Origin of the sequence: Hydrogenophaga sp. (assembly GCF_030373225.1) — a bacterium.
Lineage (GTDB): Bacteria > Pseudomonadota > Gammaproteobacteria > Burkholderiales > Burkholderiaceae_C > Hydrogenophaga.
This window is the reverse complement of record NZ_JAUCZG010000010.1, coordinates 81111-106852: the sequence shown is the minus strand read 5'-3', so window position 1 is coordinate 106852 and position 25742 is coordinate 81111. Positions and strand designations below refer to the sequence as shown.

Genomic DNA, 25742 nt, shown 5'->3' with positions numbered 1-25742 from the left:
GGGCCTTCACGCCACGCTGAAGGGCGCGCGCAGGAAGCCGCGAAAGCGCGCGCGACCGCCGCGCACGGGTGCCTCGGTCAGCCGGAAGCCGGGAAAACGCTGCACAAAGCGCCCGATGGCGATGCGCCCTTCGAGCCGGGCCAGGCTCAGGCCGGCGCACTGGTGGATGCCGAAACCGAAGGCCAGGTGCTTGTTGCCCTCGCGCGCAAGGTTGAGCAGTTCGGGATCGGAGAACTGCGCCGGATCGCGGTTGGCCGCGCCGATGCACAGCGTCACCAGGGTGCCGGCGGGCAGGTCGACTCCACCCACCTGCGTGTCCTGCAGCGCGCGCCGGTTGCCCAGCTGGTTGGACGATTCAAAACGCAGGAACTCGTCCACCGCCCGGTTGAGCAGTGCCTCTTGCGCCGGTGCGTCGCCCGCCGTGTGCTGCAGCCCGACCCGCAGATACCGGAGGGCCTGCGGGTGTTCCTGCAACGCGATCAGGCCATTGCCGATCAGGTTGGTGGTGGTTTCGTGCCCCGCATTGAGCAGGAAGATGCAGTTCTGCAGCAACTCGACCTCGCCGAGTTGCTCGCCGTTCGCCTCGCCCTGGATCAGGCGCGTGAGCACGTCGCGCTCCGGGTCACCGGGGTGTTGCCGGCGCTGCGCCACCAGCGTGCGCAGATAGTCCAGCATGTCGGTCACGGCCCGGTTGCCCAGGGTCTGCTGCCGAGGCGTGAGGGTGGGCTCCAGCGCGCCCAGGATGGCGAGCGACCAGTTACGCAGCGGGCCCCGGTCGGCGTGCGGCACATCCAGCAGGTTGCCGATGATTTCCACCGGAATGGCCGAGGCGAAGTCTTCGATGAGGTCACCACCGCCTTGTTCGGCGAGGTCGTCCAGCAACTGGTCGACCAGCGCGGTCAGGCCGGGTTCCATGTCGGCAATGGCACGGCGGGTCAGCGCCCCCATGATGAGCCGGCGCACGCGGGTGTGCAGCGGCGGGTCGTTGAACACCAGGCTGGTGGTGTGGTGCTCGTACAGCGCCGAGTCGGTGCCGTATTTCGGCGCGAACTCGACCCGCTTGTCCGAGCTGAAGACCGCCGCGTCGCGGTACACCGACGTCAGATCGGCGTGGCGCGTCAGGAAGCAGGAGCCGTCGGGCATGCGCCGCACGGGCTCGGTCTCGCGCAGCGCGGCATAGACCGGGTAGGGGTTGGCCAGGAAGTCGGCGGGCAGGGCGCGCAGGTCGAAGTTGGTGGCGATCTCGCGCACACGCTCCGCGCTCAAGGGCGGGGTGATGGCGGCCGCTGGGACAGCGTTCATGTGCGCAGGAAATCGCGGATCGCAAACAGAACCGGGTCCGGCATTTCGGTCATCTGGTAGTGGCCAACCGGCAGGGTGATCACCTGCAAGGTCTTGCCTGCTGCCGTGGCCGCCTGGATCAGGCCTTGGGCTGCCCTGGGCTGTGTCATCTGGTCCTGCCCGCCGAGCAGGAACAGCACCGGGCAGGTCAACGCCGCCATCGCCGCTTCGCCCCCGGCATAGCTGTCGCAGGCGAGAAAGCCGCGGTGGAACACGTTGACCCCGGGGTTGCTTCGCAGCACGCGCCGGTTGAGGGCGATGCTGCTGCCGAAGACCCAGGTGCCGGGGCCGTGCGCCGAAGGAGGCCCGGCCAGGGTGCTGCGGCTGAAGGTGTTGATCATCTGGATGCCCTTCTCGGGCGCGTTCAAGGCGGCATCGAGCAGCACCGCCGAGACTTTCATCGGGAAGGCCGTACCGACCAGCACCGCGTGGGTCACGCGGTCTTTCAGGCGGGCTGCAGCTTCCATGGCGATGAGCGAACCCCAGCTGTGGCCGACGAGTGCCGCCCGCTGCACGCCAGCGGCGTCCATCAGTGCGCCGATGAAGTCCGCCCCCTCTTCGACCGATGACGGCGCATCACCTGCGCTTCTGCAGTGTCCCGGCAGGTCCACCGCAAGCACGTTCCAGCCGTGGTGGGCCATGTAGCGGCTTTGCAGGATCCAGACGCTGTGGTCGAACAGCACGCCGTGGATGAAGATCACGGTGGGTTTGGCGGCATCGAAAGCCTTGCCGCCGGTGTAGCAGTAGGTTTTTTGGCGGTTGACTGTGAGGTACATGGTCAGGCCTTTGCTTTCTCGGCCGCTTTGAGCGCGCGCTTCAAATCGTCGATCAGGTCGTCTGCGTCCTCCAGGCCGATCGACAGGCGGATCGTGCCCGGACCGATGCCGCCTGCGGCCAGCGCCTCGTCGCTCATGCGGAAATGCGTGGTGCTGGCCGGGTGGATCACCAGCGAGCGGCAGTCGCCCACGTTGGCCAGGTGGCTGAAGATCTTGAGCGCTTCAATGAAGGCCTTGCCCTGTTCGCGGCTGCCCTTGATGTCGAAGCTGAACACCGAGCCCGCGCCCCGGGCGCCAAAGCGCAACAGCTTGTCGGCCAGTGCGTGGCTCGGGTGGTTCTCCAGCAGCGGGTGACCCACGCGGCTCACCAGCGGGTGGCTGGCCAGAAACTGCACGATCTTTTCGGTGTTGCCCATGTGGCGGTCCATGCGCAGCGAGAGCGTCTCGATGCCTTGCAGGATCAGCCAGGCGCTGTGCGGCGAGAGGCAGGCGCCGAAATCGCGCAGGCCTTCGCGGCGCGCGCGCAGCAGGAAGGCGCCGACGGTGCTTTCTTCGCTGAAGGTCATGCCGTGAAAGCCGTCGTAGGGCTCGGTCAGCTCGGGAAAACGGCCCGACGCGTCCCAGTCGAAACTGCCGGCGTCCACCACCACGCCACCGATCACGGTGCCGTGGCCGCTGAGGAACTTGGTGGCCGAGTGGTAGACCAGGTCGGCGCCGAGCTCGAACGGTTTGATCAGGTAGGGCGTGGTGAGCGTCGAGTCCACCAGCAGCGGCACGCGGGCTTCGTGCGCAATCGCCGAGACGGTGGGGATGTCCAGCACATCCAGGCCGGGGTTGCCCACGGTCTCGCCAAAGAAGAGCCTGGTGTTGGGTCGCACGGCGGCGCGCCAGCCGTCGATGTCGCCCGGTTTGACAAAGGTCGTCTCGATGCCGAAGCGGCGCATGGTGTAGTGCAGCAGGTTCTGGCTGCCGCCGTAGAGCGCGGTGCTGGCCACGATGTGCGAGCCCGCGCCCATCAGCGTGGCCACGCTCAGGTGAAGAGCGGCCTGGCCACTCGCGGTGGCGATGGCGCCGATGCCGCCCTCGAGGGCGGCCATGCGCTGCTCGAACACGGCGTTGGTCGGGTTGCTGATGCGGCTGTACACATGGCCCGCGCGCTCCAGGTTGAAGAGGGCCGCGGCGTGGTCGCTCGACTCGAAGACGAAGGAGGTGGTGAGGTGGATCGGCACGGCGCGCGCGCCGGTGGCCGGGTCGGGCGCAGCGCCCGCGTGCAGCGCGAGCGTGTCGAAACCGGGGTCTGAGTAACCGGACATGGGGTCTCCTGGGTGTTTGTTTGGCTCGCCTGCGAAGCCGGCGTGCACTGGTTTTGAGCGGTATTGTGGGGGTATATTGCGGGCATGCCAGCCGTGCTGGAGACACCCCCCACAACAGGAGACCGGTCATGAAAGTCAGCGACATCCTTCGCGTCAAGGGCGGCACGCTCTACACCACCCATCCGCAGGAAACCCTGCACCGCGCGGTCGAGACCATGTCGCAGTTCGACATCGGCTCGCTGGCGGTGATGGACCACGGCGAACTGGTGGGCATGCTGACCTTCCGCGAGATCATCCACACGCTGGCCCGCAACGGGGGCTCGCTGGGCGACAAGACCGTGCGCACGGTGATGGACGACCATCCCATGAGCTGCACGCCCGAGACCGAGCTGGAACAGGTGCGCCCCATGATGCTGGAGCGGCACACCCGCTACATGCCGGTGATGGACAACAAGATGCTCATGGGCGTGATCAGCTTCTACGACGTGGCCAAGGCCGTCGTGGACAGCCAGAACTTCGAGAACCAGATGCTCAAGGCCTACATCCGCGACTGGCCGGCCGAAGACGAGCCACAACCCGCCGCCCGCGCGCGCTGAACCCCGCCCGCCTCACAGAACGCCCCGCCAGCCGGGGCGTTTTGCATGGCTGCGCGGGGTGTTACTGGGTGGAGTGGATCATGTCGCGCACAAGGGGATAGATCTGCTGGTTCCAGCGCCGGCCGCTGAACACGCCGTAGTGGCCCACGCCGGTCTGCACATGGTGCGTCTTGAGGTAAGGGCGCACGCTGGTGCACAGGTCCTGCGCGGCCACCGTCTGGCCGACGGCGCAGATGTCGTCGCGCTCGCCTTCCACCGTCATGAGGGCGGTGCGACGGATCGCAGCCGGGTTGACCTTGCGCCCCTGCCAGGTGAGTTCACCGCGCGCCAGGTCCCAGGTCTGGAACACCTTGGCCACCGTCTCCAGGTAGAACTCGGCCGGCAGGTCGTTCACGGCGAGGTATTCCTCGTAGAAATCCTGGATCACCTGGGCCTCTTCGGTGCGGCCGTGCTGCAGGTGGTCGTAGATGTTGCGAAACGACTGCTTGTGGCGCTGCGGGTTCATCGCCATGAAGGCCGAGAGCTGGATGAAGCCGGGATAGACGCGGCGCATGAAGCCGGCGTGCGGCAGCGGCACGTGGTTGATGAGGTTTTTCTCGAACCATTCGATGGGCTTGCTGGTGGCCAGCACGTTCACCTCGGTCGGGTTCACCCGGCAATCCACCGGCCCGGCCATCAGCGTGAGGCTGCGCGGCTGGGCCGGGTTGTCGTCTTCGGCCATGAGGGCCGTGGCGGCGAGTGCGGCCACGCAGGGCTGGCACACCGCCACCATGTGGCTGCCCGGGCCCACGGCCTCGGTGAAACGGATCAGGTAGGCGATGTAGTCGTCGAGCGAGAAGCCGCCGTGGCGCAGCGCCACGTCGCGCGCGTTGTGCCAGTCGGTGATGAAGACGTCGTGGTCCTGCAGCAGGGTGCGCGCGGTCTCGCGCAGCAGGGTGGCGAAGTGACCCGAGAGCGGCGCCACCAGCAGAACCGGGGGCTGCGGCTCCACACCTTGCTTGCGAAAATGCAGCAGCGTGCCGAAGGGCAGTGTGAGCACCGCCTCTTCGGTCACCGGCACCGGTTCGCCGCCCACCATCACCTGCCCGATGTTGTAGGGCGGTCGTGAGTGCGTCAGGCGCAGGCGCGAAATCACGTCGCAGGCGGACGCCACCTTGCGCACCACGCTGCGTTCGGTGTCCTGCAGCCACAGCGAGGCGCTCAGGTGCTGGGCCATGAGTCGCAACGGCGAAAGCAGATCGGACTGGGTCTGGTAGGCCTGGTACAGCATGGTGGGATCCTGAAACAACGTGAATGCCTGCAGGCAAGTACCGCGCCAGCCAGTTGCGCACCGGCCCGGTGCGTGGTGTGTCACTTTTGTGGCACAGCCCTTGCTGAGACCCGGGTCAACCCCAAGGGTCAACGAGGAGCATGTCATGACCACCACGGTACTCACGATCAGCAGCAAGAACTACGGCGCCTGGGCCTTGCGCGGCTGGCTGATGGCCCGCCTGGCCCGGCTGGAGTTCACCGAGAAGGTGATCTCGCCGGACGATCCGGCGATGAAGGCCGAGATGCTGCTGCTGTCGGCCTCCATGCGGGTGCCCGCGCTGGAGCACAACGGCATCCATGTGTGGGACACGCTGGCGATTGGCGAATACCTCAACGAAATCAGGCCCAAGGCCGGCCTGCTGCCCGCCGATCGCGCGGCGCGGGCCCATTGCCGCGCCATTTGCGGCGAGATGCACTCGGGCTTCAGCGCCATGCGTTCGTCGTTGCCGATGAACATCAAGGCGCATTTCCCGAACTTCAAGCTCTGGTCGCGCGCCCGCACCGACATCGACCGCATCGAGGCGATCTGGACCGAATGCCTGCAGACCTACGGCGGGCCCTACCTGTTCGGTGCCAGGCCCTGCATGGCCGACGCGATGTTCGCGCCGGTGGTCACCCGCTTCATCACCTACGGGGTGGAAATCGACGAGGTCTGCGTGGCCTACTGCGACACCATCATGGCCTTGCCGGCCATGCAGGAGTGGGTGGCGGCGGCCGAGGCCGAGCCGGACGACATCGATGAGCTGGACGCCGAGTTCTGAGGCTTGGTCTGTCGTTGCGTTTCCCGGCAGTCCCTCGCCGGATCGGGCACCTGGGCGCCCTGCTTCCCACTCAGACCCAGGGCGCCGGTTTGGGAATCTCACAGACCGGTTCCACATCGATGGTCTTGAAGTCCGCCGGCGACACGATCTCCAGGTACTCCATGTCGGGCGAATAGTCGAACAGGTAGTGGCGAATGCCCGGGCGCTGGTGCACGCAGTCGCCGGCCTCCACCAGCGTCACCTGGTCCTCGTACATGAACCTGGCCCAGCCCTTGAGCATGATCACGATCTGGAAGTCGGCCTCGTGCCGGTGCCAGCCGGTGCCTTGCTCGGGTGGCTGGTTGGCCTTGACCAGGTGCGCAATCACCTGGCCGTGGGTGGCGGCGGCAATGCCGAGGTCGCGGTAGAGGAAAAAATCGCGCAGGCCACCACCGACCCAGGGGGTGTCGGTGCCCTTGACGTGCGAGAACAGGGTGCTGGTGCGGTCAAGCATGGAACGCTCCTTTTCGGGGCTGCACAGCCAGGATTTGCTGCACTGCAGCGCAAAGCACGAATTGTTCCTGTGGGCCGGGGTGCCCCGGGCAGGCGTTTTCCGGCGTTTCACGCACCACGGCGGCCCGCCGGTGCACCAGCGTGCCTCAGGGATAATCCAGCGCATGAGCGGCAACACCTTCGGCACCCTGTTTTGCGTCACCAACTTCGGTGAGTCCCACGGCCCGGCCATCGGCTGCGTGATCGACGGCTGTCCGCCGGGCATGGAATTGTGCGAGGCCGACATCCAGGCCGATCTGGACCGCCGCCGCCCGGGCACCAGCAAGTTCGTCACCCAGCGCAACGAGCCCGATGCGGTGGAGATCCTCAGCGGCGTGTACGAAGGCAAAACCACCGGCACACCGATCGCCCTGCTGATCCGCAACACCGACCAGCGCAGCAAGGACTACGGCAACATCGCCCAGACCTTTCGCCCCGGCCACGCCGACTACACCTACTGGCAGAAATTCGGCATCCGCGACCCGCGCGGTGGCGGCCGCAGTTCGGCCCGCCTCACCGCGCCCACCGTGGCGGCCGGCGCGGTGGCCAAAAAGTGGCTGAAGGAGAAGTTCGGCACCACCTTCCTGGGCTGCATGACGCAGATCGGCGATGTGGTCATTCCGTTCGAGAGCTGGGCGCACGTGCCCGACAACCCGTTCTTCGCGCCCGTGGCCGACGTCTCGGCGCTCGAGGACTACATGAATGCGCTGCGCAAGAGCGGCGACTCGTGCGGCGCGCGCATCCGCGTGACCGCGCAAGGCATGCCGGTGGGTCTGGGCCAGCCGCTCTACGACCGACTGGACGCCGACATCGGGCACGCCATGCTCGGTCTCAACGCCGTCAAGGGCGTGGAGATCGGCGCCGGTTTCGCCAGCGTGGCCGACAAGGGCAGCACCCACGGGGACAGCCTCACGCCCGGCGGCTTTGCCGCCAACAAGGCCGGCGGCGTGCTGGGCGGCATCAGCACCGGGCAGGACCTGGAGGTCTCGATCGCGATCAAGCCCACCAGCTCGATCCTGATCCCGCGCGAGACCATCGACGTGGCCGGCGAGAGCACCGAAATCATCACCAAGGGCCGGCACGACCCCTGCGTGGGCATCCGCGCCACGCCGATCGCCGAAGCCTTGCTGGCGCTGGTGGTGATGGACCACGCCTTGCGCCACCGCGCGCAATGCGGCGACGTGCAGTTGCCCACGCCCGACATCGCGGCTGCGGGTCGGCGTTGATCCGACCCATCCTTTTGTGCGCCACCGTTTTCCGTTCGGGCTGAGCCTGTCGAAGCCCTTGCGAGCCCTTCGACAGCCCCAGGGCGAACGGAAAGTCCTGTGAGCCGCAAGAAAAATCTCTTCGCTTTTTCAGCCCTGAGCGCGAGCTACTTCGCGCACATCGGCTTCTTCAACCCCTACCTGCCCTTGTGGCTCAAGGAGCTCGGGTTCAGCCTGCTGGCCATCAGCGTGCTGACCTCGGTGCAGTCGGCCTCGCGCCTGTTTGCACCCTACCTCTGGGGGTCGCTGAGCGACCGCACCGGGGAGCGCGTTCGGCTGCTGCGCTTCGGGGCCACGGTGGCGCTGCTGCTGTCGCTGGGGCTGTGGTTCGACCTCGGCGGTGTGGGCCTGTTCGTGGTGTTGCTGCTGATGTTCACCCACACCAGCGGCATGATGCCCATGAGCGAGGCGGCGCTGGCGCACCTGGTGAGCCACGGCGGCGCGTTTGACGCGAAGCGCTATGGGCGCATCCGCTTGTGGGGATCGCTCGGGTTTCTGGTGACGGTGGTGGCCGCGGGCTTCTGGTTCGAGCGCTTTGGCCTGGTGCACTTTCCGGGCTGGACGCTGGCCACGCTGGCGGCCGTGACGCTCAGCGTCTGGCTGCTGCCCGACTTTCGCGAGCCGGGTCACGCCGACGAGGTGCAGCCTGCCGTGTGGCCGGTGCTGCGCCAGCCGCCGGTGCGCTGGTTCTTCGCGGCGGTGTTCTTCCATGTGCTCGCGCACATCTTCATCTACGTCTTCTTCTCGCTCTACCTGGACTCGCTGGGTTACAGCAAGACGGTGATCGGCCTGCTGTGGGCCCTGTCGGTGGTGATCGAGATCGGCTGGTTCTTCACCCAGGGCCGCTGGCTGCCGCGCCTGTCGCTCACGGCCTGGCTCGTGCTGTGTGCCGCCACCATGGCGTTGCGCATGGGCCTGACCGCCGGTTTCCCGCTGGTGTGGCCGCTGTTGCTGCTGGCGCAGGCACTGCATGCCATCACCTTCGCCGCGCACCACACGGTGTGCATCGCCCTGATCTCCCACCACTTCCCCGGCCGATTGCGCGGGCGCGGGCAGGCGCTCTACACCGTGGTGGGTTACGGCCTGCCCGGCGTGGTGGGGGGTGTGGCCGGGGGCTTCCTCAGCTCGGCCTTCGGGCTGGCGAGCGTGTTCTGGCTCTCGTCGGCCTGCGCGGCAGTGGCCTGCGCGTGTGCGATCAAGGCGTGGGCGTTGCAGCGAACCAGCGCCTGAGCGGGTTGAAGCCGGTCACCAGGGCGGTGGCCAGCAGCACCAGTGCGCCGCCGGCAAAGATGCCGGGCGACAAGGCCTCGCCCAGGAACAGGTGGCCCCAGGTCACGCCGAACACCGGAATCAGGAAGGCCGGGCTCATGGCCGCCACCGGCGTCACGTGGCGGATGATGCGCAGGTGCGCCCAGTAGGCCAGGCCCGAGGTGACCACGCCCATGATGAACAGCGCGGCGAGTGCGGCCGGCGTGAACCTGGCCTCTGGCCAGGCCCACACCGCGCCCGGAAACACCAGCACCATGGCCGCGAGGTGGATGCCGGCGGCGATGGCCAGCGGCTGCATGCGGGTGGTGGCACGCTTCATGAGCGGGGTGGAGCAGCCGTAGCAGGCCGCCGCCAGGATGCAGGCCAGTGCCGCGGCGATGGTGCCCGCGTCGGGTTGCACCGGGCCCAGCCGCACGATCAGGCCCACGCCGATGAAGCCGCACAGGCAGCCCAGCAGCTTGCGCACGGTCAGCGTGTCTTCCTTGAACCAGGCGGACGCCAGCGTGCCGAACAGCACCGCCGTGGTGTTGAGCAGCGCGCTGTAGCCGGCCGGCAGGCGCAGCGCAGCCCAGGCGTACAGCAGGAAGGGAGCGGCCACCGAGAGTGCGCCCAGCAGCAGCAGCTCGCGCCAGTGCTCCCACGGCCAGCCTTGCTTGAGCGCCCGCATGATGAAGGCCAGCGTGAGGCCGGCCAGCGCCACGCGGCAGCCCGCCAGCACCATCGGCCCGATCACGGGGCTGGCGATGCGGATGAACAGGAAGGACGCGCCCCAGAGCGCGGACAGGCCCACGAGCTGGGCGAAGTGGCGGGTTTTCACCGACCGATTGTGCGGCGCAGACCGGCGCGCAGCGCTGCGCGTGCTGTCGCACGCAGGACTCGCGCGCGGCTCAGGCGCCCGCCTGGATCTTTTGCGCCAGGCCTTCGATGGCCAGCCGGTAGCCATCGGTGCCGAAGCCGACCACGATGCCGGCGGCGGCGGGCGACACATAGGAATGGTGGCGGAAAGCCTCTCGCGCATGCACGTTGGAGATGTGCACCTCGATCACCGGCATCGGATGCACCGCGCTGATGGCATCGAACAAGGCCACCGAGGTGTGGGTGAAGGCACCGGGGTTGAACACCACGCCTGCCAGTTCGCCGGCCTTGAAGCGACGGCCCGCGTCCTGGATCCGGTCGATCAGGGCACCCTCGTGGTTGCTCTGAAAGCATTCAACAGCCAGGCCCAGGCGCTGCCCATGCGCCGTGCAGCCGGCTTCCACATCGGCCAGTGTGCTGGCGCCGTACACCGCGGGCTCGCGCGTGCCCAGCAGATTGAGGTTGGGACCGTTGAGGATGAGGATGGTGGGCATGGCAGTGGCGGGTGTGGAGAAATCAGCCGCCAGCTTAAACCAGCGGCACGGTGAGCCGGTCGATCACGGCCCGGGTGTCGGGCCGCACACCGCGCCACCAGACGAAGGCCTCTGCCGCCTGCTCGACCAGCATGCCCACGCCGTCGGCCACGCGCTGCACGCCGGCGGCCCGGGCCTGTTGCAGGAACGGCGTGAGGCCCTTGCCATAGACCATCTCGTAGGCGAGGGCACCCGGTGCGAACACGCCCGCAGGCAGTGGCAGCGCTTCTTGGGTGAGGCCGGTGGAGGTGGCGTTGATCACGACGTCGAAGCTGTGCCCGGCCAGCGCCTCGAAGCCACCGCTGTGCAGCGCGGCGTGGGCCGCGAAGTCCTGCCGCAGCGCATGCGCCTTGTCGGCCGTGCGGTTCGCGATCCAGAGCCCGGCGGCTTGTTCTGCCGCGATGGGCAGCAGCACACCGCGGGTGGCGCCGCCGGCGCCCAGCAGCAACACGCGCTTGCCGGCCAGCGGGCAGTCGAGGTTGCGCTGCAGGTCGTTGACCAGGCCCACGCCGTCGAAGTTGTCGGCCCGGATGCGCTCGCCCTCGAACTTCAGGCAATTGGCCGCACCGGCCAGCCGGGCGCGGTCGCTCGGGTCGGTGGCGATCTCGAAGGCCTGCAGTTTGAACGGCAGCGTGACGTTGACACCGCGACCCCCTTCGGCCCGGAACCCCAGCACAGTCTGTTTGAAGCCGTCCAGCGGCGCCTCGATGGCGGTGTAGTCGATGTCCTGTGCAGTGGCCTGCGCAAACAGGCGGTGGATCAGCGGTGACTTGCTGTGGCCAATGGGGTGGCCGAGAACGGCGTAGCGGTCGGTCATGGAAGAACGGGAAAGTGGTGTGCGGCGATTGTCGCGCAAGGCCCTGCCAGGTTTGCGGTCAAGGCCGGGGGGCCTACCATCGGGGCCATGACCACATCCCTCAAGATCGATTTTGTGTCCGACGTGTCCTGCCCCTGGTGCGCTGTCGGGCTGGGCGCGCTCGAAGAAGCGCTGGGCAAGCTGCAGGGCGAGGTGTCGGCCGAGCTGCATTTCCAGCCGTTCGAGCTCAACCCGAAGATGGGCGCGCAAGGCCAGGACATCGGTGAGCACCTGACCCAGAAGTACGGCTCCACCGCCGACCAGCAGGTGCAGATCCGCGAGACCATCCGCGCGCGCGGCGCCGAGGTGGGTTTTGAATTCAACCGCAACGGACGTGGCCGCATCTGGAACACCTTCGACGCGCACCGCCTGTTGCACTGGGCTGCCATCGAAGGCGCAGCGGGCCGGCAGCACGCGCTGAAGAAGGCACTGCTGGCGGCCTGCCACACGCGCTCGGAGGCCATGGGTGACCACGGCGTGCTGCTGGCCTGTGTGCAGGAGGCGGGGCTGGACGAAGCGCGGGCGCAAGCCATTCTCGCGAGCGACGAGTTTGCGCAGGCAGTGCGCGAACGCGAGGCCTTCTACACCAGCGTCGGCATCCATTCGGTGCCGGCGGTGATCATCAACGACCAGCACCTGATCTCGGGCGGGCAGCCGGCGGCGGTGTTCGAGCAGGCGTTGCGGCAGATCGCTTCTGAAATGGCTTGACGATCAGGCCGGCTGGGCCAGCGCTTTCGCGATGCGGTGCCGGCCCACCGTCGGCTTGGGCACCTTGCCTGGCAAGTGGCTGAACCAGGCGCGCACGTCTTCATCGAGCCCGATGCCGTGCATGTAGTTGTAGATCGCCTTGCGCAGGCCCACGCCCAGGGCCTCGTGGTCCACGCCGCTGGGGTCGATGAAGCCGATGTCGTTCCTGGCAAACGTGACCGGGGGCAGCGGAATCAGTTCGATGCCGTAGGCGGCCGGGTCCAGCCCCACCGGTGAGTGCACCGTGCACGAGAAACGGTGAAAAAAGCCGCTCTGGATGCAGCCGTTTTCAAACAGCTGGCGCACGTATTCGAGCGCGTCCACCGTGTCCTGCACGGTCTGTGTGGGAAAGCCGTACATGAGGTAGGCGTGCACCAGGATCCCGGCGTCTGAAAAGGCCTTGGTCACGCGCGCCACCTGCTCGACCGTCACGCCTTTTTTCATCAGCGTGAGCAGCCGGTCGGACGCCACCTCGAGCCCGCCACTCATGGCGATGCAGCCGCTGTCGGCCAGCAGCTGGCACAGCTCGGGCGTGAAGGTCTTCTCGAAGCGGATGTTGCCCCACCATGAGATCGGCAGCTGGCGGGCGATCAGCTCGTCGGCCAGTGCCTTCAAGGCCTTGGGCGGTGCGGCCTCGTCGACGAAATGAAAGCCGGTCTGCCCGGTCTCGCCGACGATGGTCTCGATCCGGTTGGCCAGTGTGGCGGCGGATGCGGTTTCGTAGCGGCTGATGTAGTCCAGGCTCACGTCGCAGAAGCTGCACTTCTTCCAGTAGCAACCGTGCGCCACGGTGAGCTTGTTCCAGCGCCCGTCGCTCCAGAGGCGGTGCATCGGGTTGAGCATGTCGAGCAGGCTCAGGTAGCGGTCCAGCGGCAGGCCGTCCCAGGTGGGGGTGCCGACTTCCTCGAACGGTACTTCGGGCTCGACAAAGTTGATGTAGCGCACGCGCTGCTCTTCGCGCACAAAGGTCCGCACGAGCCGTTGTTTGGATCGCTTTCGCTGCAGGTACTCCATCAAGGCCAGCAGCGGCCGCTCGCCCGAATCGAGCGTCACGAAGTCCACCAGGTCGAACACGCGCGGCTCGGCCAGCTCGCGCAGCTCGGTGTTGACGAAGCCGCCACCGAGCGCAATGGTGATGTGCGGGTTCTGTGCCTTGATGGTCTGCGCCATGCGCAGGGCGGCGTAGAGCGCTCCCGGGAAAGGAACCGAGAGCAGCACCAGGTCGGGCTTGTGCTGCGACAGGGTGGCCAGGGTGAGCGTGTGCAGGATCTCGTCGATCAGCGTGAAGGGCGCGGCGAGTGCGGCGGCCATGGGCTCGAAGGTGGGCTGGCTGCTGGCCAGCGACTCGGCGTAGCGCACGAAGGCAAATCGCTCGTCCACCGCGTCGCGCAGGACATCGGCCAGGTCGTTGAGGTAGAGCGTGGCGATGTGGCGCGCCTTGTCCTGCACGCCCAGCGCGCCGAACGCCCAGGCCAGCGGGTCGCCGCCTTCTTCGCCCAGCGCCGCGTCCACATACACCTCCAGCGCGGCAAAGCGCGGGCCCTCGGGCAACAGTTCGCGCGCGGCGATGCGGTGCGCCAGGGTCGAGTCGCGTCCCTGCAGGAAGGCGATCACCAGGCCGATGGTGGAGCGGTAGCGGGCGAACTGGTCGAGGAAGGCGTGCACGCTGGCACTGCGCCTTGCCTCGGCCTGGGCCAGCGCGTGGCTGCGCACGGACTCCAGACCCGCCGGCGAAAACAGCTTGAGCACCAGCGCCAGCGCCAGGTCCGCCTGCACCGCATCGACCCCGCGCGAGCGCAGGAAGCCGGTGATGTAGGCGGTGGAGGGGTAGGGCGTGTTGAGCTGCGTCATCGGCGGGATGAGGCTGAGCACGCGCAGGGCTGGGGTGGTCATGGAGGCGCTTTTTTGGGTCCTTGATTGTGAGGCTTGGGGTTGTTGTTCTGTTTTGTGGGGTTGGTGCCTTCAGGTTTCGCTCGTGGACCTCGCCTCAGGCCGGCGTGCGAATGACCGGACCGCCCGACCTCACCCGCCACGCAGGCGGGAAACCCAGGAAATCAAGCCGAGTCATCGGACAAGGGAACACAACTGCAGAACAGGTTGCGGTCCCCGTACACGTTGTCCACCCTCCCCACCGGTGGCCAGTACTTGGCGTGCGCCCGGGTCGAGGTGCTGGCTGCGCCCACGTCGCGTGGGTAGGGGTGAGACCAGTCGGCGGTCATGAGGCTCGCGGCCGTGTGCGGTGCGTTCTTCAGCGGGTTGTCGTCCTGCGGCCAGGTGCCGGTTTCGACCAGACGGATCTCTTCGCGGATCGCGATCATCGCGTCGATGAAACGGTCCAGCTCCTGCAGCGTCTCGCTCTCGGTGGGCTCCACCATCAAGGTGTTGGCCACCGGGAAGGACAGTGTGGGCGCGTGAAAACCATGGTCCATCAGGCGCTTGGCCACGTCCTCGGCCATCACGCCGCTGGTGTCCTTGAAATGGCGCAGGTCCAGGATGCACTCGTGCGCCACATGCCCGTTGGCGCTCGCGTAGAGCGTGGGGTAGTGGGGTGCGAGGCGCTTGCTGATGTAGTTGGCCGCCAGGATGGCCGCTTCGGTCGCGTGCTTCAAGCCGTCGGCACCCATCATGCGGATGTACATCCAGCTGATCGGCAACACCGCCGCGTTCCCGAGCGGTGCAGCGGAGATGGCCCCCACGCCGTTCACCGGCAGACCACCCGTGGCGTGCCCGGGCAGGAAGGGAACCAGGTCTTCGACCACACACACCGGACCCACACCCGGTCCTCCGCCGCCGTGCGGGATGCAGAAGGTCTTGTGCAGGTTGAGGTGGCTCACGTCGCCGCCGAACTCGCCCGGTGCGGCCACGCCGACCAGCGCGTTCATGTTGGCGCCGTCCACGTACACACGCCCGCCGTGCCGGTGCACCAGCGCGCAGAGTTCCTTGACCGTGGTCTCGAACACACCGTGCGTGCTGGGGTAGGTGATCATCACGGCGGCCAGGTTGGCGCTGTGCTGTTCGCACTTCGCCTGCAGGTCGGCCATGTCCACGTTGCCGTTCTCGTCGCATCGGGTCACCACCACCTGCATGCCCACCATCTGCGCCGATGCGGGGTTGGTGCCATGCGCGCTGCTGGGGATCAGGCAGATGTTGCGGTGGCTCTCGCCGCGCGAGGCGTGCCAGGCCTGGATCACCAGCAGGCCGGCGTATTCGCCCTGCGACCCGGCGTTGGGCTGCAGGCTGATGCCCGCGTAGCCCGTGGCCTGGCAGAGCCAGGCGCGCAACTGTTCGTCGAGCAACCGGTAGCCGATCAATTGCTCGGCGGGTGCGAACGGGTGCACGTTGGCAAAGCCCGGCCAGGTGATCGGAATCATCTCGCTGGTGGCATTGAGTTTCATGGTGCACGAGCCCAGCGGGATCATGCTGCGGTCCAGCGCCAGGTCCTTGTCGGACAGCGCGCGGATGTAGCGCAGCATGCCGGTCTCGGAGTGGTGGTTGTGGAACACCGGGTGCGTGAGGTAGGTGCTGGTGCGGCGCAGTTCGGTGGGAATGCGCGGCTCGATGCCTTTCTCGAATTCGGCAAAGCCGGGCAGGCTCTGGCCTTGCAGCGCGAACACCGCCCACAGCTTTTCGATGTCTTCGCGCGTCGTGGTCTCGTCCAGCGTGATGCCCACGTATTCGCCCCACGAGAGGCGCAGGTTCATGCCGGCGTCCACCGCGCGCTGGAGCAGCGTGGCGGCGCGGTCACCGGCCTTGAAGCTGAGGGTGTCGAAGGCGGTCTCGCTGGTGGGCGTCCAGCCGAGTTGCTCCAGGCCTTGCGCGAGCACGGCGGTGTAGGCCGCCACGCGCTGCGCGATGCGCTTCAAGCCCGCCGGGCCGTGGTACACGGCGTACATGCTGGCCACCACGGCCGGCAGCACCTGCGCGGTGCAGATGTTGGAGGTGGCCTTTTCGCGGCGGATGTGCTGCTCGCGCGTCTGCAGCGCGAGGCGGTAGGTGGGGTTGCCGTGGGCGTCCACGCTCACCCCGACCAGACGGCCGGGCAGCGAGCGCTTGAATTCGTCGCGGCAGGCCATGAAGGCGGCGTGGGGTCCGCCGGCGCCCATGGGCATGCCGAAGCGCTGCGTGGTGCCGACCACGATGTCGGCACCCCATTCACCGGGGGGCGTGATGAGCGTGAGCGCGAGCAGATCGGCAGCGGCGATGAAGGCCGCGCCTTTGCCCTGCACGGTCTTCACGTCGGCGCCCAGGTCTTCGATGCGACCGCTGGTGCTGGGGTACTGCGCGAGCACGGCGAAGTACTGGTCGCCCGCCAGTGCCGCGTCCCACTCGGCGGCGGAGTTCGCCACCAGCACGGTGATACCCAGTGGCGTGGCACGCGTCTGCACCACCTCGATGGTCTGCGGGTGGCAGTCACCGGCCACCACGAAGGTGTTGCCCTTGCTCTTGACCGAACGCCTGGCCAGCGTCATGGCTTCGGCGGCGGCGGTGGCTTCGTCGAGCATGGAGGCATTGGCAATCGCCATGCCGGTGAGGTCGCACACCATGGTCTGGAAGTTGATCAGCGCTTCCATGCGGCCTTGCGAAATCTCGGCCTGGTAGGGCGTGTAGGCCGTGTACCAGGCGGGGTTCTCCAACACGTTGCGCAGGATCACGCCGGGCGTGTGGGTGCCGTGGTAGCCCTGGCCGATGAAGCTCTTGAGCAACCGGTTCTGGTCTGCAATCGCCTTGAGCTCGGCCAGCGCGGCGGCCTCGGTGATGGCGGGTGGCAGCTGCATGCCCTGGCTGCGCGCGATGCTGCGCGGCACGATGCCGTCGATCAGCGCACGGCGCGAGGCCTCACCGATGACCGACAGCATCAGCGTCTCGTCGGCTTCGCTGATGCCGATGTGGCGGGCAATGAACTCGGACGGGTTCTCGAGTTCGTCCAGGGGTTTGACAGACGGCATCAGCATGGCGAGTGACCTGTTTCCCGTTCGCCCTGAGCCTGTCGAAGGGCAGCAAACGTGGCATGGTGTGAGGGCTTCGACAGGCTCAGCCCGAACGGTGGTGTGGGTATTCCGATCAGGTCGGGCTTGTCCAAAGGCAAGCTCGGCCTGAGGAGATGTCAGGCGTTTGCAGAGAAGGCGTTGTAGGCCGTCTCGTCCAGCAAGGCATCGACCTGTGCGGGGTCGGACAGCTTGACCTTGAAGAACCAGCCGCTCTTGAGCGGGTCGCTGTTGGCCAGCGAGGGGTCGGCGCGAAGGGCTTCGTTGACTTCGGTCACTTCGCCGCTCACGGGCATGTACACGTCGGCCGCGGCCTTCACCGACTCGACCACGCCGGCCACGTCTTTCTGGGCAAAGCTTTTGCCGACCTCGGGCAGGTCGACGAACACCACGTCGCCCAGCGCGTCCTGCGCATGCACGGTGATGCCGACGGTGGCGATGCCGCCATCAACGCTGATCCATTCGTGGTCTTCGGTGTACTTGGTGGTCATGTGGTTTCCTTGGTGTGTCAATCTGAACCGTTCGCCCTGAGCCTGTCGAAGGGCAGCAAACGTGGCATGGTGTGAGGGCTTCGACAGGCTCAGCCCGAACGGATGGAATTCATCCCCGGAAATAGCGGTTGGGCACAAAAGGCATCGCGCTCACTTCCATCGGCACCGGTTTGCCGCGCACGATGGCGTGCAGGCGCGTGCCGATGGCGGCGTGCCCCGGGCTCACATAGCCCATGGCCACCGGCTTGTCGGCGCTCGGTCCGAGCAGGCCGCTGGTGACTTCGCCGACGGTCTCGCCGCCGGGGGTTTGCAGCTCGGTGTGGTCGCGCACGGGAATGCGCTCGAGAGCGACCAGGCCCACGCGCTTGCGGGGCAACGGTTCGGCGCCGTCGAGCTGCGCGAGCACGCGGTGCGCACCCGGAAAACCGCCGGCGCGCGCGCCACCGGTCCGACGCACCTTCGGCATCGCCCAGTTGAGTGCAGCCTCCACCGGCGTGGTGGTGGTGTCGATGTCGTTGCCATACAGGCACAGGCCGGCCTCCAGGCGCAGCGAGTTGCGTGCGCCCAGGCCCACGGGTTTGACCTCCGGCCCGGCCAGCAGTGCGCGAGCGAAGGCCTCGGCCTGGTGGCCCGGCACCGAGATCTCGAAACCGTCTTCGCCGGTGTAGCCGCTGCGGGTGATGAAGAGGTCGGCGCCTTGCCAGTCGAAGGCACCACCGGTCATGAAGACCAGCTTTTCCACGCCGGGGACAAGTCGCTGAAGCGCCGTCACGGCCTGCGGGCCCTGCAGAGCGAGCAGGCCGCGATCGAATTGCGGCTCGACGCTGCAGCGGCTGCCGATGCGCCCAATGATGTGGGCCAGGTCGCCGTGTTTGCAGGCGCCGTTGACGATCACGAACAGGTCGCTGCCCCGGTTCACGAACATCAGGTCGTCGATGATGCCGCCCTCGTCGGTGAGCAACAGCCCGTAGCGCTGCTTGCCCACGGCCAGGTCGATCACGTCCACCGGCATCAGGGTTTCGAAAGCCGCCGCCGCCTCGGCCCCGACCAGCCTGAGCTGACCCATGTGCGAGACGTCGAAGAGGCCGGCAGCGGCGCGGGTGTGGTGGTGCTCGGCCATCAGGCCGGCGGGGTATTGCACCGGCATGCTGTAACCGGCAAACGGCACCATGCGGGCGCCGAGTTCGGTGTGCAGGGCGTGCAGCGGGGTTTTCAGGAGTTCGGTGTCGGACAAGGCAGCGCTCGCAGGCAAAAGGGGCAGGCCCCGATGGGGCGGAACACGGTTCATCCGTGCGCTGCCCCGCTGTCCGCTTTACCTGAGAGATTCACGCGGGCGATGCCGCGTTTGCTCCTTCGGTGGATCGCCTCGTTGGACGACCTCTCTCCAGGGGGGTACACCGGCCTCGCAGCCCGTGTTTGTCAGTCCTTTTGCCTGAGCGTTCAGGGCCACGTGGGTGGCCTCCTGCGCCTTCGGCGGCCACCTCGGGGTGGCGCTCTCCTGACGGAATGGATTCTAGTTCACTGAAGGGGTACCCGGTGGCGTGTTGCGCTCTCCGTTCGTGCCGAGCCTCTCGAAGCCAGGCAAGCCCACATCGCGTGGAGGCTTCGACAAGCTCAGCCCGACCAGGTGGATCGGAGCACGCGCTCACATGCCCGCGTAGTTCGGCCCGCCGCCGCCCTCGGGCGTGACCCACACGATGTTCTGCGTCGGGTCCTTGATGTCGCAGGTCTTGCAGTGCACGCAGTTCTGCGCGTTGATCTGCAGCCGGTCGGTGTTGTCGTCGTTCTTCACGTACTCGTACACGCCCGCCGGGCAGTAGCGACTCTCGGGGCCGGCGTATTTCGCCAGGTTGATCTGCACCGGCACGGTGTTGTTGCGCAGCGTGAGGTGGGCCGGCTGGTTCTCTTCGTGGTTGGTGTTGGACACGAAGACGCTGGAGAGCTTGTCGAAGGTGATCTTGTTGTCCGGCTTGGGATACGTGATCTTCGGCATCTCGTCGACCGGACGCAGCTTCAGGTGGTCGGGCGTGCTGTTGTGCAGCGTCCAGGGCGGCGTCTTCACGCCCACCTTGGGCAGGAACCAGTGCTCCACGCCGGTCATGAGCTTGCCCAGCAGCGGGCTCTTCTTGAACCAGTTCTTGAAGTTGCGGTAGGTCCAGAGCTCATCAAACAGCCAGCTCTTTTCGAAACCCTCGGTGAACGCCGTCAGCTCGTCGCTCTGGCGCCCGGCGCTGACCGCTTCAAAAGCGGCTTCGGCGCAGAGCATGCCGCTCTTGATGGCGGCATGGCTGCCCTTGATGCGCGCGGCGTTCAAAAAGCCGGCGTTGCAGCCCACCATGGCGCCGCCCGGAAAGCTCAGTTTCGGCAGGGCCTGCGGCGTGCCGTTGTTCAGCGCACGCGCGCCGTAACCCAGCCGCTTGCCGCCTTCGATGTGGGCCAGGATGCTGGGGTGCGTTTTCCATCGCTGCATCTCTTCAAACGGCGACATCCAGGGGTTCTGGTAGTCCAGACCCACCACCAGGCCCAGCGTGACCTTGTTGCCTTCGAGGTGGTAGAGGAAGCCGCCACCGAAGGTGTCGGCGTCCATCGGCCAGCCGGCGGTGTGCACCACCAGACCGGGCCTGGCTTTGTCGGCCGGCACTTCCCACAGTTCCTTGATGCCGATGGCAAAGGTCTGGGCGTCCTTGCCTTCGGCGAGCTGGAATTTGCTGATCAGCTGTTTGCCCAGATGGCCGCGCGCGCCTTCGGCGAACACGGTGTATTTGGCGTGCAGTTCCATGCCGAGCTGGAAGTGGCCCGTGGGCTCGCCGTCCTTGCCCAGGCCCAGGTGGCCAGTGGCCACGCCCTTGACCGAGCCGTCGTCGTTGTAGAGCACTTCGGCGGCGGTGAAGCCGGGGAAGATTTCCACGCCGAGCGCCTCGGCCTGTTCGCCCAGCCATTTGGTGACCGCGCCCAGGCTGATCACATAGCAGCCGTCGTTGTGGAAATTGCGCGGCATCAGCCAGTCGGGCGTGCGGGTGGCGCCGGTCTCGGTGAGCACCAGCAGGTCGTCACCGGTCACGGGCTGGTTCAGTGGTGCGCCGCGTTCTTTCCAGTCGGGAAAGAGCTCGGTGATCGCGATCGGGTCCATGACCGCGCCGCTGAGGATGTGTGCACCAGGCTCGGAGCCTTTCTCCAGCACGCACACATTGATCTCGCTGCCCTTGCTGGTGGCCAGTTGTTTCAGGCGAATGGCGGTGGCCAGGCCAGCCGGGCCGCCACCGACCACGACCACGTCGTATTCCATGGCTTCGCGGGGGCCGAACTGGGCCAGCAATTCTTCGTGGGTCATCGGGGGTCTCGCTGATAATGATTTTTGAAGAAGGCGCAGCCTGCGCCTTGCGTGTCACTCGACAGACAGCATTTTATGCGGCAGCCGCACAAAATCGAACGGTCGTTCTAATCTTCACTCGGGAGTTTGCATCGTGGCATACAGCATGGACTTGTCGGGCCGCGTGGCCCTGATCACCGGTGCATCGGGCGGGCTGGGCGAACAGTTCGCCAAGACCCTGGCCAGGGCCGGTGCCGCCGTCGTGCTGGCCAGCCGGCGCACCGACCGCCTCATGGCCCTGCGGGCCCACATCGAAGCCGAGGGGGGCGATGCCCACGTGGTGGCCATGGACGTGACCGATCAGGCCTCCATCAAGGCGGCGGTGGCACATGCCGAGACCGAGGTCGGCGCCATCGACATCCTGGTCAACAACTCGGGCGTGAGCACCACGCAGCGCCTGCAGGACGTGACCGAGGAAGACTACGACTTCATCTTCAACACCAACACCAAGGGCGCGTTCTTCGTGGCACAGGAAGTGGGCAAGCGCATGCTGGCCCGCGCCAAGGGCGCAGCACCGGGTACCTACGTGGGTGGCCGCATCGTCAACATCGCCTCCATGGCGGGCCTCAAGGTGCTGCCGCAGATCGGCGTGTACTGCATGAGCAAGGCCGCGGTGGTGCAGATGACCAAGGCGATGGCGGTGGAGTGGGGCAAGTACGGCATCAACGTGAACGCCATCTGCCCGGGCTACATCGACACCGAGATCAACCACCACCACTGGCAGACCGAACAGGGCCGGAAGCTCATCGGCATGCTGCCGCGCAAGCGTGTCGGGGTGCCGACCGACCTGGACGCGCTGCTGGTGATGCTGTGTTCGAACGAAAGCCATTTCATCAATGGCGCGGTGATCGCTGCCGACGACGGCTTTGGTGCCTAGTCAATGAATCCCCCCCGCGCCGCCTGCGGCGTCACCCCCCAGGGGACAACACCTGCAGCCCGGCAAAGCCGGTTCTGCGGTGTTTCCGGATTGGACCCTGGCCCGCGCGAGAGGGGTTGTCAGTGAACGTTGCGGTGCTGGGCCGGCCGTCGGGCTGGCCGCCGGGCATGGTGACCGGCATCCTGGCCGGCGTGGGCGCCGGCGCGTTCTGGGGCACGACCTTCGTTGCGCCGCTGATCGCGCCGGGCTTCAGCTCGATCGACCTCACCGTGGGGCGATACCTGTCCTGCGGCTTGCTTTCAGTGGTGCTGCTGCTGTGGGCCGCCGCGCGCGGCGATGCGCAGCGCCCCACGCTGGCCCAGGCCGGGGCGGCGCTGTGGCTCAGCCTGCTGGGCTACACCGGCTACTACCTGTTGCTGGTGCTGGCCATCCAGGCGGCCGGCGCGGCGCTGCCGGTGCTCATCATCGGCACCATTCCGCTGTGGATCATGTTGCTGGGCAAACCTTCGGGCCTGCGCTGGCGCTCGCTCGCGCCGGGCCTGTTGCTCACGGTGGCGGGCATGCTGCTGATGATGCAGGCCACCGCGCAGGAGCGGGGCGAGGGTTCGGGCACAGACCTGTGGCTGGGCATCTTCTATGCGGTGCTGGCGATGCTGTCGTGGACCGCGTTCGGCCTGCTCAACGCGCGCTGGCTCACCCGCCACCCCGAGGTGAACTCCACCGTGTGGGCCAACTGGCTCGGCGTGGCCGCGGGTGCGGGCGCACTGCTCATCTGGGCCGTGGCGGGCACCGATCTGTCCACCCTGGCCTCGCGACCCGGCTTCGGCACCTTTGTCGCGGTGTGTGTGGTCACCGGCATCGGCGCGGCCTGGGTGGCGTCGGTGCTCTGGAACATGGCCAGCCGGCGCCTGAGCGCCAGCCTCGCCGGCCAGCTCATCGTGAGCGAGACCGTGTTCGGTCTGCTCTACAGCTTCGCCTGGGACGGCGCCTGGCCCGTGCCGGTGCAGTGGGCCGCCTGCCTGCTGTTCGTCCTGGGCATCCTCGCATCCATCAAGGCCCACCGATGAAGTTCGAATTGCCCGACAGCAAGAAGCAGGTGTTTCGCATGAGCATTCCCATCCGCTGGGGCGACATGGATGCGATGGGGCATGTGAACAACACCACCTACTTCCGTTATCTCGAGACCATCCGCATCGAGTGGATGCACAGCATCGGCTGCGCGCCCGACCCGCAGGGCGAGGGCCCGGTGATCGTCAACGCCTTCTGCACGTTTCACAAACAGCTGGAATTTCCAGGCGACGTGATCGCCACCATGTACGCGAGCGATGTCGGGCGCAGCAGCTTCGAGACCTGGTGCACCCTGACGCGCAGCGACGACCCCGGGACGGTGTACGCCTCGGGCGGTGCCACCACCGTGTGGGTGGATTTCCCGAAGCAGAAATCGGCGCCCATTCCGCAGAAGCTGCGCAGCCACCTCGGCGACTGAGCGCCGCCGGGCCGGTGGTGCAGCGCTGCGCGTTCTTCAGGACGCCTTGACCTTGGGCACACGTCCCATCAAATAGAACTCCGGGTTCGGCAGCATGTTGCTGAAGCTGGCCATGCGGTTGGACAGGCCGAAGAACGCGGTGATGGCGGCGATGTCCCAGATGTCTTCGTCGGAGAAGCCGTGGGCGTGCAGCGGGGCGAAGTCGTCTTCGTTGATCTCGTGGGAGGCCAGGCAGACCTTCAGCGCGAAGTCGAGCATGGCCTTCTGGCGCGGTGTGATGTCGGCCTTGTGGTGGTTCACGGCCACCTGGTCGGCCACCATGGGCTTTTTCTCGTGGATGCGCAGGATCGCGCCGTGGGCCACCACGCAGTAGAGGCAGTGGTTCGCCGCGCTGGTGGCGGTGACGATCATCTCTCGATCGCCCTTGGTCAGCGAGCCTTCTTCCTTGAGCATGAGCGCGTCGTGGTAGGCAAAGAAGGCGCGCCACTCGGCCGGGCGGCGGGCGAAAGCGAGGAACACGTTGGGCACGAAACCGGCCTTGGCCTGCACTTCCAGCACCTTGGCCTTGATGTCCTCGGGCAGGTCGTTGATGTCGGGGGCGGGGTAGCGGTTCATGGTGGTCTCCAGGGTTTGGGTGGCAAAGCGTGTTTCACCGATCGTAGCGACCCCGGGGGCTGCGGTATCGTTGGTGAGACGTTTTCTCTTTTCCAAGGATCACACCATGCAGAACACCAGCGACCCCGAGTTCGAGCGCGGCCTGGCCATGCGCAAGCGGGTCATGGGCGAGGCCTTCGTGGCCAACGCGCTGGACAACATGACGCCTTTCACCGAACCGATACAGCAGCACATCACGCGCAAGGCCTGGGGCGACGTGTGGCAGCGCGGCACGCTCGACCTGAAGACGCGCAGCCTGATCACCGTGACCATGCTCGCCGCGCTGGGCAAGCAGCACGAGCTCAAGGGCCACGTGCGCGGCGCGCTCAACAACGGGGCCACGCCGGCCGAGCTGCAGGAAGTGCTGTTGCAGGTGGCGGTGTACTGTGGCGTGCCCACCGCGGTGGAGGCGTTCCGCACCGCTGCGTCTGTCGTCGAAGCCGATCGCACCTGATTTTTTCAGACCGGAGTTCCCATGACCTTTCCCTTCACCCTCACCCGCCGCACCGCCGTGGCGGCCTGCCTCGCTCTCGGCTTCGGCCTGGCGCAAGCCCAGACCACCACCCGCATCCTGGTCGGGTTCCCGCCCGGCGGCGGCACCGATGCCATCGCCCGCATCCTGGGCGAGCGGCTCAAGGACGAGCTGGGCCACGCGGTCATCGTCGAGAACAAGCCGGGTGCCGGCGGCCAGATCGCGGCCCAGACCCTCAAGGCCTCGGCAGCCGACGGCAACACCCTGTTCCTGAGCCACGACCACAGCATCACCATCCTGCCCATGGTCATGAAGTCGCCGGGCTACGAGCCCGCCAGAGACTTCGTGCCGGTGGCTGGTTTTGCCACCTTCGTCAACGCCTTCGCGGTGTCGGGCGGCACACCCGCCAACGGTTTCAAGGCCTGGGTCGACGGCGTGAAGGCCTCCGGCGGCAAGGGCACGGTGGGCATTCCCGCGCCGGCCTCGGTGCCGCAGTTCCTGGTGCAGGTGATCGCGAAACAGAATGGCCTGGACCTGGTTGCCGCCCCCTACCGCGGCAGCGCACCCATGATGTCCGACATGCTGGGCAACCAGATCCCGGCCGGCGTGGCCTCCATTCCCGACTTCATCGAGAACCACAAGGCCGGCAAGCTGCGGGTGGTGGCTGTCATGGGCTCGCAGCGTCAGGCCGCCATGCCCGAGGTGCCCACCTTCGCCGAGCTCGGCCTCAAGGGATTTGAAGACGTGCCGTATTACGGCCTGTTCGCGCCTGCCGTCACGCCCAAGGCGACGCTGGACCGCATCGCCCAGGCGGTGCAGAAGGCCATTGCCCAGCCCGATGTGCGCGACAAGCTCACCGCCATGGGACTGAGCGTGGGCTTCATGACCGGCGAACAACTGGGCGCGCGTGAGCAGGCCTACGGCAAGGTGTGGGGGAAGATCGTTCAGGACAGCGGCTTCGTGCCTCAGTGAATGTGGCCCCCACGCTGCCCCGCTGCGCGAGGTCCGCTGCCCCCCGGGGGGGCTGGGCCTGCCTTGGGGCGGCCCGGCGGCTGGCCCGGTCTTTTGCCCCCACGCTCCCCCGCTGCGCGAGGTCCGCTGCCCCCCGGGGGGGCTGATCCGGCTTGGGGCGGCCCCGTTCGCCCTGAGCTTGTCGAAGGGCTCAACAGGGCTGTTGGCGGGACTTCGACAGGTTCAGTCCGAACGGAGGCAGGCTCAGTCCGAACGGCAAACACCTCCGTTCGCCCTGAGCC

Annotated in this window: 24 protein-coding genes and 2 riboswitches; of the genes, 10 read left to right on the top strand and 14 right to left on the bottom strand. The window is 67.1% G+C overall.

The annotated features are described in order from the left end of the window. Positions 1-6: 6 nt before the first annotated feature. The 3 genes from QUV35_RS07935 to QUV35_RS07925 are packed head-to-tail and all read right to left on the bottom strand — an operon-like array spanning position 7 to position 3430. Positions 7-1302: a cytochrome P450 gene (locus QUV35_RS07935; protein WP_300872410.1), complete on the bottom strand. Its 1296-nt coding sequence runs from the start codon at positions 1300-1302 to the stop codon at positions 7-9. Next, positions 1299-2117: an alpha/beta hydrolase gene (locus tag QUV35_RS07930; protein ID WP_300872408.1), complete on the bottom strand. Its 819-nt coding sequence runs from the start codon at positions 2115-2117 to the stop codon at positions 1299-1301. The genes QUV35_RS07935 and QUV35_RS07930 overlap by 4 nt, the downstream gene beginning before the upstream one ends. Positions 2118-2119: 2 nt before the next feature. Further along, positions 2120-3430 (bottom strand): O-acetylhomoserine aminocarboxypropyltransferase, encoded by a 1311-nt coding sequence (locus QUV35_RS07925; RefSeq protein ID WP_300872406.1) that lies wholly within the window; start codon positions 3428-3430, stop codon positions 2120-2122. Positions 3431-3558: 128 nt separating this feature from the next. On the opposite strand from QUV35_RS07925, the gene QUV35_RS07920 reads away from it, so the two are divergent. Then, the gene (locus tag QUV35_RS07920; RefSeq protein ID WP_300872404.1) at positions 3559-4026 is read left to right on the top strand and encodes a CBS domain-containing protein; all 468 of its coding nucleotides are present in this window, start codon (positions 3559-3561) and stop codon (positions 4024-4026) included. A gap of 61 nt (positions 4027-4087) precedes the next feature. Here QUV35_RS07920 and phaZ read toward each other — a convergent pair whose 3' ends face one another. Then, complete coding sequence (gene phaZ / locus QUV35_RS07915; RefSeq protein WP_300872401.1) at positions 4088-5296, bottom strand: polyhydroxyalkanoate depolymerase; 1209 nt, start codon at positions 5294-5296, stop codon at positions 4088-4090. Positions 5297-5441: 145 nt separating this feature from the next. Here phaZ and QUV35_RS07910 point away from each other — a divergent pair, with 145 nt between their 5' ends. After that, positions 5442-6098: a glutathione S-transferase gene (locus QUV35_RS07910; protein ID WP_300872399.1), complete on the top strand. Its 657-nt coding sequence runs from the start codon at positions 5442-5444 to the stop codon at positions 6096-6098. Positions 6099-6168: 70 nt separating this feature from the next. Here QUV35_RS07910 and QUV35_RS07905 read toward each other — a convergent pair whose 3' ends face one another. After that, on the bottom strand, positions 6169-6591 hold the full coding sequence (locus QUV35_RS07905; RefSeq protein WP_300872396.1) for a cupin domain-containing protein: 423 nt from the start codon (positions 6589-6591) through the stop codon (positions 6169-6171). 163 nt (positions 6592-6754) lie between these two features. Here QUV35_RS07905 and aroC point away from each other — a divergent pair, with 163 nt between their 5' ends. Further along, positions 6755-7855, top strand: a complete 1101-nt coding sequence (gene aroC / locus QUV35_RS07900; protein WP_300872476.1) for a chorismate synthase — start codon at positions 6755-6757, stop codon at positions 7853-7855. A 99-nt stretch (positions 7856-7954) separates the two neighbouring features. After that, positions 7955-9124 carry an MFS transporter gene (locus QUV35_RS07895; protein WP_300872393.1) on the top strand — a complete coding sequence of 390 codons (1170 nt, stop codon included), beginning with the start codon at positions 7955-7957 and terminating at the stop codon, positions 9122-9124. On the opposite strand, the gene QUV35_RS07890 is transcribed toward QUV35_RS07895, so the two are convergent. The 3 genes from QUV35_RS07890 to aroE form a co-directional block, all read right to left on the bottom strand. Further along, entirely contained in the window at positions 9090-9980 is an 891-nt protein-coding gene (locus QUV35_RS07890) for a DMT family transporter (protein ID WP_300872390.1), read from the bottom strand. The two genes, QUV35_RS07895 and QUV35_RS07890, sit on opposite strands and share 35 nt — an antisense overlap. Positions 9981-10050: 70 nt before the next feature. Beyond that, positions 10051-10512 (bottom strand): type II 3-dehydroquinate dehydratase, encoded by a 462-nt coding sequence (gene aroQ / locus QUV35_RS07885; protein WP_300872387.1) that lies wholly within the window; start codon positions 10510-10512, stop codon positions 10051-10053. A gap of 34 nt (positions 10513-10546) precedes the next feature. Beyond that, complete coding sequence (gene aroE, locus QUV35_RS07880) at positions 10547-11368, bottom strand: shikimate dehydrogenase (RefSeq protein ID WP_300872384.1); 822 nt, start codon at positions 11366-11368, stop codon at positions 10547-10549. A gap of 87 nt (positions 11369-11455) precedes the next feature. On the opposite strand from aroE, the gene QUV35_RS07875 reads away from it, so the two are divergent. Next, the gene (locus tag QUV35_RS07875) at positions 11456-12115 is read left to right on the top strand and encodes a DsbA family oxidoreductase (protein WP_300872381.1); all 660 of its coding nucleotides are present in this window, start codon (positions 11456-11458) and stop codon (positions 12113-12115) included. A 3-nt stretch (positions 12116-12118) separates the two neighbouring features. Here the strand turns inward: QUV35_RS07875 and QUV35_RS07870 are convergent, their stop codons facing one another. The 5 genes from QUV35_RS07870 to QUV35_RS07850 all read right to left on the bottom strand — a co-directional run bounded on the left by QUV35_RS07870 (position 12119) and on the right by QUV35_RS07850 (position 20961). After that, on the bottom strand, positions 12119-14047 hold the full coding sequence (locus QUV35_RS07870; RefSeq protein ID WP_300872377.1) for a radical SAM protein: 1929 nt from the start codon (positions 14045-14047) through the stop codon (positions 12119-12121). 161 nt (positions 14048-14208) lie between these two features. After that, positions 14209-17106 carry an aminomethyl-transferring glycine dehydrogenase gene (gene gcvP / locus QUV35_RS07865; protein ID WP_300872374.1) on the bottom strand — a complete coding sequence of 966 codons (2898 nt, stop codon included), beginning with the start codon at positions 17104-17106 and terminating at the stop codon, positions 14209-14211. 152 nt (positions 17107-17258) lie between these two features. Next, positions 17259-17630, bottom strand: coding sequence for a glycine cleavage system protein GcvH (gene gcvH, locus QUV35_RS07860; RefSeq protein WP_300872372.1), 372 nt, complete (start codon positions 17628-17630; stop codon positions 17259-17261). A gap of 109 nt (positions 17631-17739) precedes the next feature. Continuing rightward, positions 17740-18801: a glycine cleavage system aminomethyltransferase GcvT gene (gene gcvT / locus QUV35_RS07855; RefSeq protein WP_300872473.1), complete on the bottom strand. Its 1062-nt coding sequence runs from the start codon at positions 18799-18801 to the stop codon at positions 17740-17742. A gap of 122 nt (positions 18802-18923) precedes the next feature. Further along, positions 18924-19028, bottom strand: a riboswitch (glycine riboswitch). Positions 19029-19040: 12 nt separating this feature from the next. Then, positions 19041-19141, bottom strand: a riboswitch (glycine riboswitch). Between the two features lie 134 nt (positions 19142-19275). Next, positions 19276-20961, bottom strand: coding sequence for an electron transfer flavoprotein-ubiquinone oxidoreductase (locus QUV35_RS07850; RefSeq protein WP_300872369.1), 1686 nt, complete (start codon positions 20959-20961; stop codon positions 19276-19278). Between the two features lie 133 nt (positions 20962-21094). Between QUV35_RS07850 and QUV35_RS07845 the strand changes: the two genes are divergently transcribed. The 3 genes from QUV35_RS07845 (at position 21095) to QUV35_RS07835 (ending at position 23363) form a co-directional block, all read left to right on the top strand. Continuing rightward, positions 21095-21877, top strand: a complete 783-nt coding sequence (locus tag QUV35_RS07845; protein ID WP_300872366.1) for an SDR family oxidoreductase — start codon at positions 21095-21097, stop codon at positions 21875-21877. A 122-nt stretch (positions 21878-21999) separates the two neighbouring features. Continuing rightward, entirely contained in the window at positions 22000-22944 is a 945-nt protein-coding gene (locus tag QUV35_RS07840) for a DMT family transporter (protein ID WP_366945411.1), read from the top strand. Further along, positions 22941-23363 carry a thioesterase family protein gene (locus QUV35_RS07835; protein ID WP_300872363.1) on the top strand — a complete coding sequence of 141 codons (423 nt, stop codon included), beginning with the start codon at positions 22941-22943 and terminating at the stop codon, positions 23361-23363. The genes QUV35_RS07840 and QUV35_RS07835 overlap by 4 nt, the downstream gene beginning before the upstream one ends. 36 nt (positions 23364-23399) lie before the next feature. On the opposite strand, the gene QUV35_RS07830 is transcribed toward QUV35_RS07835, so the two are convergent. Further along, complete coding sequence (locus QUV35_RS07830) at positions 23400-23978, bottom strand: peroxidase-related enzyme (protein WP_300872361.1); 579 nt, start codon at positions 23976-23978, stop codon at positions 23400-23402. A 106-nt stretch (positions 23979-24084) separates the two neighbouring features. Between QUV35_RS07830 and QUV35_RS07825 the strand changes: the two genes are divergently transcribed. Beyond that, positions 24085-24471 carry a carboxymuconolactone decarboxylase family protein gene (locus QUV35_RS07825; protein ID WP_300872359.1) on the top strand — a complete coding sequence of 129 codons (387 nt, stop codon included), beginning with the start codon at positions 24085-24087 and terminating at the stop codon, positions 24469-24471. A gap of 21 nt (positions 24472-24492) precedes the next feature. After that, positions 24493-25461, top strand: coding sequence for a Bug family tripartite tricarboxylate transporter substrate binding protein (locus QUV35_RS07820; RefSeq protein ID WP_300872357.1), 969 nt, complete (start codon positions 24493-24495; stop codon positions 25459-25461). Positions 25462-25742: the final 281 nt, after the last annotated feature.